This window comes from Brevundimonas naejangsanensis (genome assembly GCF_003627995.1).
Lineage (GTDB): Bacteria > Pseudomonadota > Alphaproteobacteria > Caulobacterales > Caulobacteraceae > Brevundimonas > Brevundimonas naejangsanensis_B.
In genome coordinates, this window is sequence record NZ_CP032707.1 from 635,080 (window position 1) to 648,508 (window position 13,429).

The following is a 13,429-nucleotide window of genomic DNA, read 5'->3' on the forward strand; positions in this document are numbered from 1 at the left end:
GACACCAAAGCCGGTCGGTCGCGTTCTAGGGGAATGCAGATCCAAGTCAGCGGCAAGCAAGTGGATGTCGGCGAAGCGCTAGGCTCGCGCATCTCCCAGGAACTCGAAGAGGGGGTCGGCAAGTATTTCGCCCGCGGCGCCCAGGACGCCGAAGTCGTGGTGTCCAAGGATCGCCATGGCTTTCGCGTGGATTGCTGGGTGCGCCTGGCCTCGGGACAATCCCTGGTGACGACCGGTTTCGGCGGCGACGCCCACGGGGCCTTCACCGACAGCCTGGCCAAGCTGGAGAAGCGGGTGCGCCGCTACAAACGCCGGCTCAAGGACCATCATATCGGGCCCAAGGGCCTCTCGCCCGAGAAGACCGAGGACGCGGCCCGCGAAGTCGCCGCCCTGACCATCTTCCGCAACCCCGACACGGTCGAGGACGAGGAATTCGGCGAAGCCGGCCTGCCCGGCGAACCGCCGCCGGTCGGCATGGTCATCGCCGAGACCCAGGCCGAAATCCGCACCCTGACCGTGGGTCGGGCCGTGGCCGAACTGGACATGACCGGCTATCCGCTGGTGATGTTCCGCAACGCCGCCCACGGCGGCCTGGCCGTGGTCTATCGCCGCCCGGACGGCAATGTCGGCTGGATCGATCCGCAGCGTACGACCAAGGGCGCGGCGCAAGGCGTCGGCTGAGGCCTTCCTCAGGAAGGGCGAAGGCGCTAAACAGGCCCCGCCCTTCCGCCAATGTCGGGTTCGATCTTCGGGGTAAGCATGGACATCGCTGATTTGCTGTCGTCGGACGGGATCGTCCTGCGGGGCGGGGCGTCATCCAAACGTCAGGCCCTGCACGCCGTGGCCGAGGCCTTCGGGGCCGCCTTCGACATGGACGCCGACAAGGCGTTCGAGGCTCTGCAGGAACGCGAAGCCCTGGGCTCGACCGGCCTGGGCTCGGGCGTCGCCGTGCCGCACGCCCGCATCAAGGGCCTGGACCGGGTGTGCGCCGTCTTCGTGCGCCTGGACACGCCGGTGGCCTATGAGTCGCTGGACGATCGGCCGGTGGACCTGCTGTTCGCCCTCTTCGCGCCCCTGGACGCCGGGGCCGAGCACCTGCGCGCCCTGGCGGCGGTCTCGCGCGCCCTGCGCTCGCCGGAACTGCGCGAACAGCTGCGTCAGGCGCGGACGGTCGACGCCATCCGCGCCCTGTTCGTCAAGGACGTGTCGAAGACGGCCGCCTGAGCGGCTGAAGGCGCGGCCGGGCGCCCGCGGCCTAGTGGACCGACATCGGCTCCAGATCGTGCGCCACGGCGGCGGCGAAGGCGGTTTCCCGATCCAGCATGACGGCCAGGCGCTCGCCGTCGGCGCCGTGCACGGCGTAGAGAATCTGATCCGGGTCGATCTCGACATCGGAGGCCGCCTCGACCCTGGCGTCGGCCAGGACGTCGGAGGCGCGGATGGCGCGGACATAAACCAGGTCCGGGGCGCCGAAATCGGCGAAGTCCTTCGTATTCATAATGGGCGTCATAAGACCGCCTCCTTACGCTTGACTAAACGCCTGGAAACCCAGGCGGTTCGACAGGCCCTCAGCCCGTCGTGATGGGGATGCGTCGCACGCTGCGCTCCTGTTCGGGACGGATCAGATCGACATGCAGCAGGCCGTGCTCCAGCCGCGCGCCCGCGATCTCGAGCCCGTCGGCCAGGACGAAGCTGCGGACGAAGCCGCGCGCCGCGATGCCACGGTGCAGGAAGGCCTGTTCCCCGCGCCCGGCGTCCTCGCGCTTGCCGGTGATGGTCAGCTGCCGCCCTTCGACGGTGACCGCCAGCTCCTCGGGCGTGAAGCCCGCGACGGCCAGGGTGATGCGCACGGCCGCATCGCCGAGCTGTTCGACGTTATAGGGCGGATAGGACTCGGCCGCCGCCTTGGCGGCCCGGTCGATCAGGGCCCGCGTATGGTCGAAGCCGAGCAGGAAGGGGCTGTCGAACGGCATGGGGCGTGCGGTCATGGGTCCTCACTTGCGAAGCGACCTCGGCCGTCTGGCCTCTCCCGGAATCGGCGAAAGGTCCGGCCGCACCATGAAATGGGAAGACGCGGCCCCCCGGTCAACGGCTGACGTCGTTCACGCGTCATACAGGTTGGAACCGCCACCGTAGAGGTCGCGTTTTCGCCAGATCATCAACCCTCGAAAGAATTCTCCATGCGCGCCAAGCTCGCCGTCGTCGGCCTAAGCATCGCCGCCCTGCTGGGGGCCGCAGCCTGCACCACCACCGATCCCTACAGCTCGACGCCCCGCCGCAACAACACCGGCACCGGGGCCATCGCCGGCGCCGTGGGCGGCGCCCTGCTGGGCTATCTGACCAACACCTCCAGCGGCGAGCAGGGCCGCAAGAACGCCCTGATCGGCGCGGGCGTCGGCGCCCTGGCCGGCGCGGGCGTGGGCCAGTACATGGATCGTCAGCAGCGCGCCCTTGAGGCCGAGCTGTCGGGTACCGGCGTCGGCGTGGCGCGTCAGGGCGAGAACCTGATCCTGCGCATGCCCTCCGACGTGACCTTCGCCACCAACCAGTCGTCGATCGACACCCGCTTCCTGCCGGTCCTGGACGACGTGGCCAAGGTCCTGAACGAGTATGACCGCTCGCTGGTCGACGTGATGGGCCACACCGATTCCTCGGGCGGCGACGCCATCAACCAGCCGCTGTCGGAACGCCGCGCCTCCTCGGTCGCCTCCTATCTGATCCAGCGGGGCGTGATGCGCGAGCGCCTCTATGTCGCCGGCATGAGCGCGCGCAACCCGATCGCCTCCAACGACACGGCCGAGGGCAAGGCCCAGAACCGCCGCGTCGAGATCCTGATCCGCCCCTTCAAGGGCTGATCGCGGGTCATGCGAGACGAAGAAGGGGCGGCCCGCTCGGCGCCGCCCCTTTTTTGTGGGCCGGGCCGGGGGCGCTCCCCGCCCCGCCCTTGCTTAAAGGCCCGACAGTCGCCTTCCTGTCCCCAGGGGAGATTCGGATGGACGACGACGGCCTGGGCAGGGCGATGAAACTGGTCGGGATCGCCACGGCGTCGGCGGTGGCGGTCGCCGCTGCGGTGATCACGGCGGGCCGCGCCCTCTTCTTCCAGCTCTAGGCCGCGTTTCCTAGGCGGCGTCCAGGGGGCGGCCGATGGAGAAGTAGCGGAAACCGCGCGCCCGCATGTCCTCCGGACGATAGACGTTGCGCAGGTCGACCATGACCGGCTGCTTCAGCAGCAGCTTGATCCGGTCCAGGTCCAGGGCGCGGAACTGGTTCCACTCGGTCAGGATCACAGCGACGTCGGCGCCGGCCAGGGCCTCGTAGGGCCCCTCCTTGAAGACCACGCCGTCCAGAAGCTTGGCCGCCTCCTCCATCCCCTCGGGATCGAAGGCCTGGACCGTCGCGCCGCGCGCCATCAGGGCCGGGGCCACGTCCAGCGAGGGGGCGTCGCGCATGTCGTCGGTGTTGGGCTTGAACGTCAGGCCCAGCAGGGCGACCGTCTTGCCCTTCAGGTCGCCGCCCAGGGCCTCGGCGACGCGGTCGGCCATGGCCTTCTTGCGCGCGTGGTTGATCGCCACCGTGGTCTCGATCAGCTTCAGCGGGGAGCCGGCGTCGGTCGCCGTGCGCACCAGGGCCAGGGTGTCCTTGGGGAAGCAGGAGCCGCCGTAACCCGGCCCGGCGTGGAGGAATTTCGAGCCGATGCGGTTGTCCAGGCCGATGCCGCGGGCGACCTGCTGCACGTCGGCGCCGACCGCCTCGCACAGATCGGCGACCTCGTTGATGAAGGTGATCTTCATGGCCAGGAAGGCGTTCGCCGCATATTTGATCAGCTCGGACGTGCGCCGTCCGGTGAACATGATCGGCGTCTCATTGAGGTTCAGCGGCCGATAAAGCTCGGCCATGACGGCGCGGGCGCGCTCATTGTCCGTGCCGACGACGACGCGGTCGGGGCGCTTGAAGTCGCCGATGGCGGCGCCTTCGCGCAGGAACTCTGGGTTGGAGACGACGGCGAAATCGGCGTCGGGCCGACGGGCGCGGATGATGCGCTCGATCTCGTCGCCCGTGCCGACGGGGACGGTGGACTTGGTCACCACGACGGTGAAGCCGTCCATCAGGTCGGCGATCTCCTCGGCCGCGGCATAGACGTAGGACAGGTCCGCATGGCCGTCGCCGCGCCGCGACGGCGTGCCCACGGCGATGAAGACGGCGTCGGCCGCGCGGATCGCCTCGGCCCCGTCGACGGCGAAGGCCAGCCGCCCGTCGCGGACGTTGCTGGCCACCAGGTCGTCGAGCCCGGGCTCATAGATGGGCATGACGTTCTGGTGCAGGCGCTCGATCTTGGAGGCGTCCTTGTCGACGCAGGTCACCGTATGGCCGAAGTCGGCGAAACAGGCTCCGGACACCAGGCCGACATAGCCCGTTCCGATCATGGCGACGCGCATGGACTACTCCTCTTTACAACGGTCCCTGCCGCAATAGCCCCGGCGGCGACGGTCCGCCAGCGCGCCGTCCGCCGCAGGCCAGAGAAAACTCAGGGAAAAAGCCAAAGAAAAAGGACGGCCGATCCGCACAGGATCGACCGCCCTTATTGTCTTTCAACCTTTCAGGTCTCGGGGGCCGATCACGACCGGCCCCCTTGATCCTAGAAGTTGATGTCGACGGTGGCGCGACGGTTCAGCGGCTCGCGCACGCCGTCGGCCGTCGGCTTGGCCAGGGCGGTTTCACCCTTGCCGTCCAGCGAGATCACGCCGCCGTTGACGCCTTGGGCGACCAGGGCGTCAGCCACGGTGCGCGCACGGCGGTTCGACAGGCCCAGGTTGTAGGCGGCCGAACCCGAGGTGTCGGTGTAGCCGACGACCAGGACGCGGGTCGGAGCGCCCGACTTGGCGTAGTTGGCGGCCTGCGTCACCACCGAGCGGGCTTCCGCCGTCAGGTCCGAGCGGTCCCAGTCGAAATAGACCACGAACTGACGCGCGGCCGGCTTGGCCGGAGGCGGCGGAGGCGGCGGCGGCGGGGGCGGGGGGGGCGGCGGGGGCGGCGGGGGCGGCGGCGGGGGCGGCGGCGGCGGGGCCACCGGCTCGGCGCCGAACGCATAGCGCAGGCCCAGGGTCACGGTGTGCGACTGGTCATAGTCGCCCGACATGATGCCGAAGGGCACATTGCCCGTGCCCGCGACGCGCGTATCGAACTCCATGTCGCCGGTCAGGTAGCGATAGGTCAGGTCGATGTTGGCGCGGTCCGAGACGGCCCAGGCCAGACCGGCGATCGCCTGGGCGGCGAACTTGGTCGAGGTGTCGTCAGCGGCGAAGCTGACGGCCGGGGTCTGGCGCAGGCGGCCGACGACGTCGGTGTTGACGCGGTTCGCGCCCACGCCCAGGCCCACGAACGGACGGATGGTCCAGTCCGGCGAGCCGAAGTCATAGATGACGTTGGCCATCAGCGTCGTGGACGTGATGTCGCCATCGGGCGAGTGACAAGGGCCGGTGGCCGGCGTCAGGTTGCACAGGCCTTGCGCGCCCGACACGGCGCGCACCGTGCCGATGTCGCCCGAGCGGTAGCCGCCTTCGAGTTCGACGCGCCAGTTCGGATTGAAACGGTAGCCGAGGCGAGCGAAGGCCGCCCAGCCGTCGTTCACTTCCCAGTTCCAGTTGGCGCCGTTGGTGGACGCTTCCGTGTTGATGTCGTCAATGACGTGGTAGCCGGCGTCGATCGCGCCGTACCAGCCATCGGGCTCCGCCGAGGCGGCGCCGGCCGACAGGGCCAGGGCGACCGCCGCGCTCGACGCCAGGATCAAACTCTTGACACGCATGGGATGCGGCCCTCCGAGATCTGTTTCAGATGGACGACGCGGAGCATCGTCTGCCATCTGCATAACAGCGCTGCCGTATCCGGTCGAGCCGGAAACTAAGCCGTTACGGTGCGTTGCAACACCACCGTGTCCTGGCAGCTACAAGGTGTGAATAAAATTTGTATGCCGCCTTCAGTGCAACGCGCCCGATTCCGCGCCCTTTCCAAGAACGCCGCTGCCGACGACCTGACGGAACGCTGACACGATATGGTAAAGCGAACTCGCCGGGGCGGGCTCGTCAATAAACCGGCCCGTCTCCAGTCGCTTGTCCCGCCACAAGCCTTCGGGCGTGAGATAGAACCAGAGCGCGCGCTGAGCCTTCGCGGCGTCGCCCAGAAGCGCCTCCCGCTGCCCTCGGTCCGCCGTCTCGGCCAGCAGCAACGCCGCCTTAAGCCATTCGGTCTGCGGCCACAGCCGAGCGCGACGCGTCCGGAAGCCGCCGTCGTCGTTGAGCGCGTCCACGGCGACGTTGTGGCGGAGGTCGAGGCCTTCGCGCCCGCGCTCATACAGGCGTCGGGCGTCCTTCAGCGCATCGGCGTCGTTCCTTGACGCCCCCTGGCGCGCCAGCAGCCAAGCCCATTCAAACTGATGCCCCGGCTCGATCAGCCGCCCCGCATCGCCCGCCGCAGGACGCCAGGCCGAATCGAAATACTCCCGCAGCCGCCCGCTGTCGGGGTCGATGAACACCTGCCGCGCCAGACACGACAACCGCTGCGCCCAGTCCGCCCAGGCCGGATCATCGCTGACCTCGGCCCAGGCCAGCGCCGCTTCCAGCAGGTGCATATGGGCGTTGGACTGATAGGGATGGTCCCCAGCCTCGATGATCGCGCCGTTGGGCAGCGCCTCGGCCAGCAGCAGGTCGCGCACTCTCGCCGCCGGTGCTTCCAGGTCGGCGTCGGCGACGCCCGCCCGCACCGCCGTGGCCCAGGCCAACAGCAAGAACGCCTGATCGTAAACCGTGGCATCGTCATCCACCGCCTCGCCGTCGTCGGCCAGCAAGGTCCGCATTCGCCCGTCAGGGCGCAGGAAGCGCGCGTCGAGATAGCGGAGGCCATGTTCGACGATGGGCCGCCACGGCCCCTCCCATCCCATCAGGCCGGCCTGGGCGAAGACGTAGATCTGGCGGGCCTGAACCCGCGCCCTGCGCTCGGCCGGAACCCGCCGCCCCTCCAGGCTGAGCAATTCGGCGAACCCCCCGGCGGCGTCCTGGCCGAGCGACGACCAGATCGGCAAGGCCCGAAGCCGCAACCAGTCGCGCAACCGGCCCGCTCCGTCGGCCAGGCTTTCCTCGTCCCGCAGCGGGAAGTCGGCGTGCTGGGGCGAGGACAGTCTGATGCGCTCGACCACCTTCTTCACGTCCTGCGCGCGTTTCAGGTCACAGACGAGGACGGCGTCGCGTTCCGCCACGATCGCCAGATTGCGCACGCCCAGGGCGGCCACGATCATGCCGTCCGGCGCCCGCGCCATGCAGCCTTCGGCGTCTTCGAAGATGTGCCCGCCGATTTCGCCTTCGCCCGTCGCGGCGATCGCGTCCCAGGCGCCGAGATCGGACCACCGAAAGTCGACCGGCAGCACCGAGGCGACCCGCGTCTTTTCCATCAGGGCGTAATCGATGGAAATCTTCGGTGCCTGTCGAAACGCCGCGCCCAGAACGGCGACCGGCGCGGCCTCCGCCTCCGTGATCGCCGCCCGCGCCGCGCCGGCGACGCCGGGCGCATGATGGCTGAGTTCAGAGAGAAAAACCCTGGCCGACGCGATGAAATTGCCGCTGTTCCAGAGATATCCGTTCTGGATGTAGTTTTCGGCGGTCCGGCGACTGGGCTTTTCGACGAACACCGACACCGGCGCCAGCCCCGCGCCGCCGGGGCGAATATAGCCATAGGCTTCGGAAGGCTCGGTCGGCTTGACGCCGAGCGTGACGATCCGGCCGCGGACGGCGCCCTCCGCCCCCGCCATGACCGCGCGCCGAAACTCCTCGCCGTCAGGGATATGGTGGTCGGACGCCACGAAGATGTTCACGCCGCCGGCGTCATGGGCCTCGGTCCAGGCGGCCGCCACGGCCATGGCGGCGGCCGAATCCCGCGCCTCGGGCTCCAGGAGCACCTGGGCCTCCACACCCAGATCATCCAGTTGGTCCAGGATCGCCCTCCGGTGGGAAACGCCCCCGACCACCAGAATCCGCCCGCCGTCCACCGCCAGCGGCGCCACGCGCAGCACCGTTTCCTGAAAGACAGACCGATTTCCCGCGAGAGGAATAAACTGCTTAGGTCGAGATGGACGCGATGCGGGCCAAAGTCGGGTTCCTGCGCCCCCGCACATAATCACCGGATAAAGCCTCATCCCGACTGCTTAGCTCAGTTCACGGGAAAGGGAAGACGCATTACCCCTCGCTTGATTTCAGCCCGGAGACGATGACCCGTGACTCCCGCGCCCTTCGCCGCTATCGAGCGCGCACCATGATAGAGACTGATCGGCAATCCGAGGAACGCGGCTGGGAGACGGCGAAGACGCTCGCCGAGGCCCTGCCCTATATCCAGGTGTATGACCGCGAGACCGTGGTCATCAAATACGGCGGCCACGCCATGGGCGAGAGCGCCGTGGCCCGGCAGTTCGCCGCCGATGTGGTGCTGCTGAAGCTGATGGGGGTGAACCCCGTGGTCGTCCATGGCGGCGGGCCGCAGATCAGCGCCATGCTGGACAAGGCCGGGGTGAAATCGGCCTTCGTCGACGGCCTGCGCGTGACGGACAAGGACACCATGTCGGTGGCCGAAATGGTCCTGTCCGGCGCCGTGAACAAGGAGATCGCCCACTGGATCACTGTCGCCGGCAAGGAAGCCGATGTGCGCGGCGTCGGCCTGTCGGGCAAGGACGCCGGCCTGCTGACGGTCGAGAAGACCAAGCGCACCAAGCGCGACCCTGACAGCATGATCGAACACGAGGTCGATCTGGGCTTCGTCGGCGAACCGACCAAGGTCGATCCCAAGCTGATCAAGGGGCTGATCGCCTCGGAGACCGAGGACTGGGTGCCGGTCATCGCCCCCATCGGGGTGGCGGAAGACGGCCTGACCTACAACGTCAACGCCGACACCGTGGCCGGGGCGGTCGCCGGGGCGCTGCACGCCAAGCGGATGCTGCTGCTGACGGACGTGCCGGGGGTCAAGGGCGCCGACGGCGAGATCATCCGCCAGATGACGCTGGAAGAGGCGCAAGGGCTGATCGACGACGGCGTCGCCACCGGCGGCATGATCCCCAAGCTGGAGACGGCCATGGCCGCCGTCCGCGCCGGGGTCGAGGCCGTGGTCATCCTGGACGGGCGTCGTCCGCACGCCATGCTGGTCGAACTGTTCACCGAGCACGGCGCCGGCACCCTGGTGAAGGCGAAGTGACGGCAGACGCTTCGGGCGGGCCGCTCGCGGCGACCACCGAGATCGGCGCCGACCTGCGCCACGTGCGGTCCTGGGTGTTCGATCTCGACAACACCCTCTACCCGCCGGAAAGCCAGTTCCTTAAGCAGGTCGAGCAGCGCATCAACCAGTATGTGGTGCGCACCTCGGGCCTGCCGTCGGCCGAGGCCTTGAGCGTGCAGAAGGGTTATCTGCACGACTACGGCACCTCCCTGGCCGGGCTGATGCTGCACTATCAGATCGACCCGCACGACTTCCTGGCCGAGGTGCATGACGTGCCGTTGGACGTGCTGACGCCCGATCCCGGCCTGCACGCGGCGCTAGAACGGCTGCAAGGCCCGCGTCTGATCTTCACCAACGGCTCGATCGGCCACGCCCGACGGGTGATGGAGCGGCTGGAGCTGACGCGCTTCTTCGACGGCGTCTTCGCCCTGGAGGACGCCGACCTGATCCCCAAGCCGGACCCGCGCACCTTCGACAAGATGCTGGCGCGCTTCGACGTCGATCCGGCGACCGCCTGCTTCTTCGAGGACACGCCCAAGAACCTCGAACCGGCGCACGCCATCGGCATGACCACCGTGCTGGTCGGGCCCAAGGCCTTCACCGCCGAGGGCGACCACATCCAACACCGGGCCGCCTCCCTGGGCCCCTTCCTGGCTGCCGCCATGCTTGACGGAGATCCGCAATGACCGACCTGACCCATCTGGAATCCGTGATCGAGACCGCCTGGGAAGATCGCGCCGAGGTATCCTCGGCCACGCGCGGCGAGGTGCGCGACGCCGTCGAGACCGCCCTGGCCCTGCTGGATTCCGGCCAGGCGCGCGTGGCCTCGCGCGGCGAAGACGGCGTGTGGACCACGCATCAATGGCTGAAGAAGGCGGTGCTGTTGTCCTTCCGCCTGAACGACAACGTCATCATGCGCGCCGGCCACGCGCCGACCCTGCCGCTGTCGGCCGATCACGCGGCCGCCGTCGGCCCCTTCTGGGACAAGGTGCCCAACAAGTTCGGCGACTGGAGCGCCGCCGACTATCAGGCGGCCGGCTTCCGCTCGGTGCCCGGCGCCATCGTCCGTCGCGGGGCTTATGTCGGGAAGAACGTGGTGCTGATGCCGTCCTTTGTGAACATCGGCGCCTATGTCGATGAAGGCTCGATGGTCGACGCCTGGGCCACGGTCGGGTCGTGCGCCCAGATCGGCAAGAACGTCCACCTGTCGGGCGGCGCCGGCATCGGCGGCGTGCTGGAGCCGCTGCAGGCCAACCCGACCATCATCGAGGACGGCTGCTTCATCGGCGCCCGCGCCGAGGTCGCCGAGGGCGTCATCGTCCGCGAAGGCGCGGTCCTGGCCATGGGCGTCTATCTGTCGGCCTCGACCAAGATCGTCGACCGGGCGACCGGCGAGATCTTCCGCGGCGAGGTGCCGGCCTACTCGGTCGTGGTGCCGGGCGCCCTGCCCGATCCGAACGGCGGCCCCAGCCTGTACTGCGCTGTCATCGTCAAGCGCGTCGACGCCCAGACCCGCGCCAAGACCGGCGTGAACGAACTGCTGCGCGACTGATTTTCCGAAGCGTGACCGCAAAAAGCGGCTGATCCACCCGTAATTGCGGCTCGCCAACCGCGTGCTCCATGGCCTTTAATGGGGGCTGTGAGTTCGGGGAGACGGCGGTGAAGATTTCGCGTCTGCGCAGGGCGGCGGTTTCGATCGGGGCGCTGGGCCTTCTGGCCCTGCCGCTGACGGCTTGTGGAGGCGGCGGAGGCGGGGGCGGAGGCGGGGGCATGGTCACGCCTCTGCCACCGCCGCCGCCGCCTCCTCCGCCCCCGCCCCCGCCTCCGCCTCCGCCTCCGCCGCCGGCGATCCCTTTGGACAGCGCGCGCGAGTATCAACGCAACTGGGGCGTCGGCGACACCCAGGCCATAGCCGCCTGGCGCACCGGCGCCACCGGCCGCGGGATCACCGTCGGCGTGGTCGATTCCGGCGTCCGGATGAACCACCAGGACCTGGCGACGAACATCTCGCCCCTGTCCACCGATATCGTCTCGGGCCGCAACCAGCGCGAGGATCAGGACGGCCACGGCACCCGGGTGGCCAGCGTCATCGCCGCCCCCTTCAACGACTACGGCACCGTCGGCGTGGCCTTCAACTCGACCATCCTGTCGATCCGGGCCGACGTCAGCGACTGCTCCAAGCCGGAAGACAAAATCTGCTTCAAGAGCAGCGACCTGGCCCGCGCCCTGGACTACGCCGTCCAGAACGGCGCCCGCGTCATCAACCTGTCGATCGGCGGCGAAAGCCCGTTGGGCGGCGCGTTTGAAGCCGCCCTGCAGCGCGCGGTCAACGCGGGCGTCGTCTTCGCGATCGCCTCGGGCAATGAGGCTGGGGCCAACCCCGAATGGCCCGGCCGCTACGCCAGCGACTCGCGCTTCGCTGGGGCCATCATCGTCGCCGGAGCGCACAATACGGCCAATGTGATCGCCGACTTCTCCAACCGAGCCGGGGTGTCCCAGAGCGTCTTCCTGTCCGCGCCGGGCGTCGATGTCATCGTCGACTGCGAGGGCGACGGCTGCTGGCGGGTCAACGGCACCTCCTTCGCCTCGCCCGCCGTGGCGGGGGCGCTGGCTCTTTTGCTGGAGGCCTTTCCCAATCTGACGGGACGCGGGGCGGTCGACATCCTGCTGCGCACCGGCCGCGAGGCGGGCGATCCGGGGACCGACGTCGTCTATGGCCGGGGCCTGCTGGACATCAGCCGCGCCTTCCAGCCCGTCGGAACCACCACCGCGCCCATGGCCGTCGGCCAGGCGGTCAACATCGCCCTCGAGCCGGGCGCCCATGTCGGCGGGCCGTTCGGCGACGCCCTGGGCCGGACCAGCGCCCTGTCGACCATCGCCCATGATGAATACGAACGGCTTTTCCGGGTCGACCTGGGCGCCGCCTACCGCCCCGCCCCGCCCCGCAGCCGGCAGCCCGATGCGCCGACGCCGATGCGCCAGTCACAGGTGACGGTGGACGGGCCCGGCGGCGCGCGCCTGGCCATGGCCGCCGCCACCCCGGTCGAACTGCCCGAGCCGGTCGTCGCCCGCTACAGCCCCTATGACGCGCCCTGGCTGGGGGACGAACCGCGCGCCGAGGCCCTGTTCGACATCCAGGCCGGACGGCTGTCCTTGACCGCCTGGCAAGGCCAGGGCGGCGCGCGCTCGCCGTTCCGCAGCCGCGCCGGCGACGGCTTCACGGCCCTGAGCCAAGCGGACCACGCCGTGCGCGGCGCCCTGAACTTCGGCGCCCTGACCGTCAGCGCCGAGCGCGGCGCGGGCGATCGCCGCGCCCCGCTGCGCCCGGTCGAGCGCGACGCCTCGACCTACGCCCGCGCCGGGCTGGACTGGCGGCTGGAAAACGGGGGCCAAGAATGGGGCGGTCTGTCGTTCAGCCTGGGCGCCCTGGACGAGCGGATGGGACCGCTGGGCGCCTATCTGCCGACGCGTTCGGACTTCGCCCTGCCGTCGCGCACCCGCTTCGCGGCGGTCGGCGCGGACGTGGACCTGGGGCGCGGCCTGACCCTGTCGGGCGAGGCGGGCGTCGGCCGCACCGAACTGGCTGGCCGCTTCCTGCACCTGTCGGCCCCGGCGCTCAGCTCGACCTGGCGCGCCTCGTTGCAGTCGGCCTGCCCGTCCTGGTCCGTCGCCAAGGCCCTGGGCTGCCGCAGCCTGACCTGGGAGATTTCCCAGCCGCTTCGGATCGAGAGCGGGACCTTCAGCGCCTGGCTGGCCGATGTCCCGCTGGAGTATTTCGACCCGGTGACCTTCTCGGAGCGGCGCTTTTCGGCCGCGCCGTCGGGACGGCAGGTCGACTTCAGCGTCCGCAGCCTGCACGCCCTGCCCGGCGGCTCCTGGCTGCAGCTGGAGGCCGTGGCCAGCCGCGAGGAGCAGCACCGCGAAGGCGCCCCTACCGGCTACGCCCTGCTGGGCAGCTGGCGGCGAGGGTTCTGAAGCCCGCTCTTCTTGCTCCCCACAGCGTGGGGAGGGGGACCGCGCAAGCGGTGGAGGGGCTGTCCGCGCGCTGACCTGAACAGATGGCGAGACGGCGATCTGATTCTGACATGCTGGCGCCCGTAGCTGGCCCCTCCACCACTTCGTGGTCCCCCTCCCCATTGCATGGGGAGGAAAGCAAAAAGGCCGGCGATCGCTCGCCGGC

Annotated in this window: 12 protein-coding genes; 7 read left to right on the forward strand and 5 right to left on the reverse strand. The window is 69.4% G+C overall.

The annotated features are described in order from the left end of the window. Nucleotides 1–33: 33 nt before the first annotated feature. A complete protein-coding gene (gene hpf / locus D8I30_RS02990) occupies nt 34–681 on the forward strand; it encodes a ribosome hibernation-promoting factor, HPF/YfiA family (RefSeq protein ID WP_121481423.1) in 648 nt (215 codons plus the stop codon). A 78-nt stretch (nt 682–759) separates the two neighbouring features. After that, nucleotides 760–1,224 carry a PTS sugar transporter subunit IIA gene (locus tag D8I30_RS02995; RefSeq protein WP_121483361.1) on the forward strand — a complete coding sequence of 155 codons (465 nt, stop codon included), beginning with the start codon at nt 760–762 and terminating at the stop codon, nt 1,222–1,224. A gap of 31 nt (nt 1,225–1,255) precedes the next feature. On the opposite strand, the gene D8I30_RS03000 is transcribed toward D8I30_RS02995, so the two are convergent. Next, a complete protein-coding gene (locus D8I30_RS03000) occupies nt 1,256–1,510 on the reverse strand; it encodes a DUF1150 family protein (RefSeq protein WP_121481424.1) in 255 nt (84 codons plus the stop codon). 58 nt (nt 1,511–1,568) lie between these two features. After that, nucleotides 1,569–1,988, reverse strand: coding sequence for an Hsp20 family protein (locus D8I30_RS03005; protein WP_121481425.1), 420 nt, complete (start codon nt 1,986–1,988; stop codon nt 1,569–1,571). Nucleotides 1,989–2,180: 192 nt separating this feature from the next. Between D8I30_RS03005 and D8I30_RS03010 the strand changes: the two genes are divergently transcribed. Further along, the gene (locus tag D8I30_RS03010; protein WP_121481426.1) at nt 2,181–2,855 is read left to right on the forward strand and encodes an OmpA family protein; all 675 of its coding nucleotides are present in this window, start codon (nt 2,181–2,183) and stop codon (nt 2,853–2,855) included. Nucleotides 2,856–3,119: 264 nt separating this feature from the next. Here D8I30_RS03010 and D8I30_RS03015 read toward each other — a convergent pair whose 3' ends face one another. From D8I30_RS03015 to D8I30_RS03025, 3 genes are all read right to left on the reverse strand, one after another. Continuing rightward, nucleotides 3,120–4,436 (reverse strand): UDP-glucose dehydrogenase family protein, encoded by a 1,317-nt coding sequence (locus tag D8I30_RS03015; RefSeq protein ID WP_121481427.1) that lies wholly within the window; start codon nt 4,434–4,436, stop codon nt 3,120–3,122. A gap of 200 nt (nt 4,437–4,636) precedes the next feature. Further along, nucleotides 4,637–5,803 (reverse strand): outer membrane beta-barrel protein, encoded by a 1,167-nt coding sequence (locus D8I30_RS03020; RefSeq protein WP_121481428.1) that lies wholly within the window; start codon nt 5,801–5,803, stop codon nt 4,637–4,639. A 171-nt stretch (nt 5,804–5,974) separates the two neighbouring features. Next, nucleotides 5,975–8,182: an AGE family epimerase/isomerase gene (locus tag D8I30_RS03025; protein WP_121481429.1), complete on the reverse strand. Its 2,208-nt coding sequence runs from the start codon at nt 8,180–8,182 to the stop codon at nt 5,975–5,977. Nucleotides 8,183–8,298: 116 nt separating this feature from the next. Here D8I30_RS03025 and argB point away from each other — a divergent pair, with 116 nt between their 5' ends. The 4 genes from argB (at nt 8,299) to D8I30_RS03045 (ending at nt 13,224) form a co-directional block, all read left to right on the forward strand. Then, nucleotides 8,299–9,228: an acetylglutamate kinase gene (gene argB / locus D8I30_RS03030; RefSeq protein WP_025978669.1), complete on the forward strand. Its 930-nt coding sequence runs from the start codon at nt 8,299–8,301 to the stop codon at nt 9,226–9,228. Continuing rightward, the gene (locus tag D8I30_RS03035; RefSeq protein ID WP_121481430.1) at nt 9,225–9,935 is read left to right on the forward strand and encodes a pyrimidine 5'-nucleotidase; all 711 of its coding nucleotides are present in this window, start codon (nt 9,225–9,227) and stop codon (nt 9,933–9,935) included. Before argB ends, D8I30_RS03035 begins: the two co-directional genes overlap by 4 nt. Beyond that, the gene (gene dapD, locus D8I30_RS03040; protein ID WP_121481431.1) at nt 9,932–10,801 is read left to right on the forward strand and encodes a 2,3,4,5-tetrahydropyridine-2,6-dicarboxylate N-succinyltransferase; all 870 of its coding nucleotides are present in this window, start codon (nt 9,932–9,934) and stop codon (nt 10,799–10,801) included. The genes D8I30_RS03035 and dapD overlap by 4 nt, the downstream gene beginning before the upstream one ends. 302 nt (nt 10,802–11,103) lie before the next feature. Continuing rightward, nucleotides 11,104–13,224, forward strand: a complete 2,121-nt coding sequence (locus D8I30_RS03045) for a S8 family peptidase (protein WP_240387301.1) — start codon at nt 11,104–11,106, stop codon at nt 13,222–13,224. The last annotated feature ends 205 nt before the right edge of the window (nt 13,225–13,429 follow it).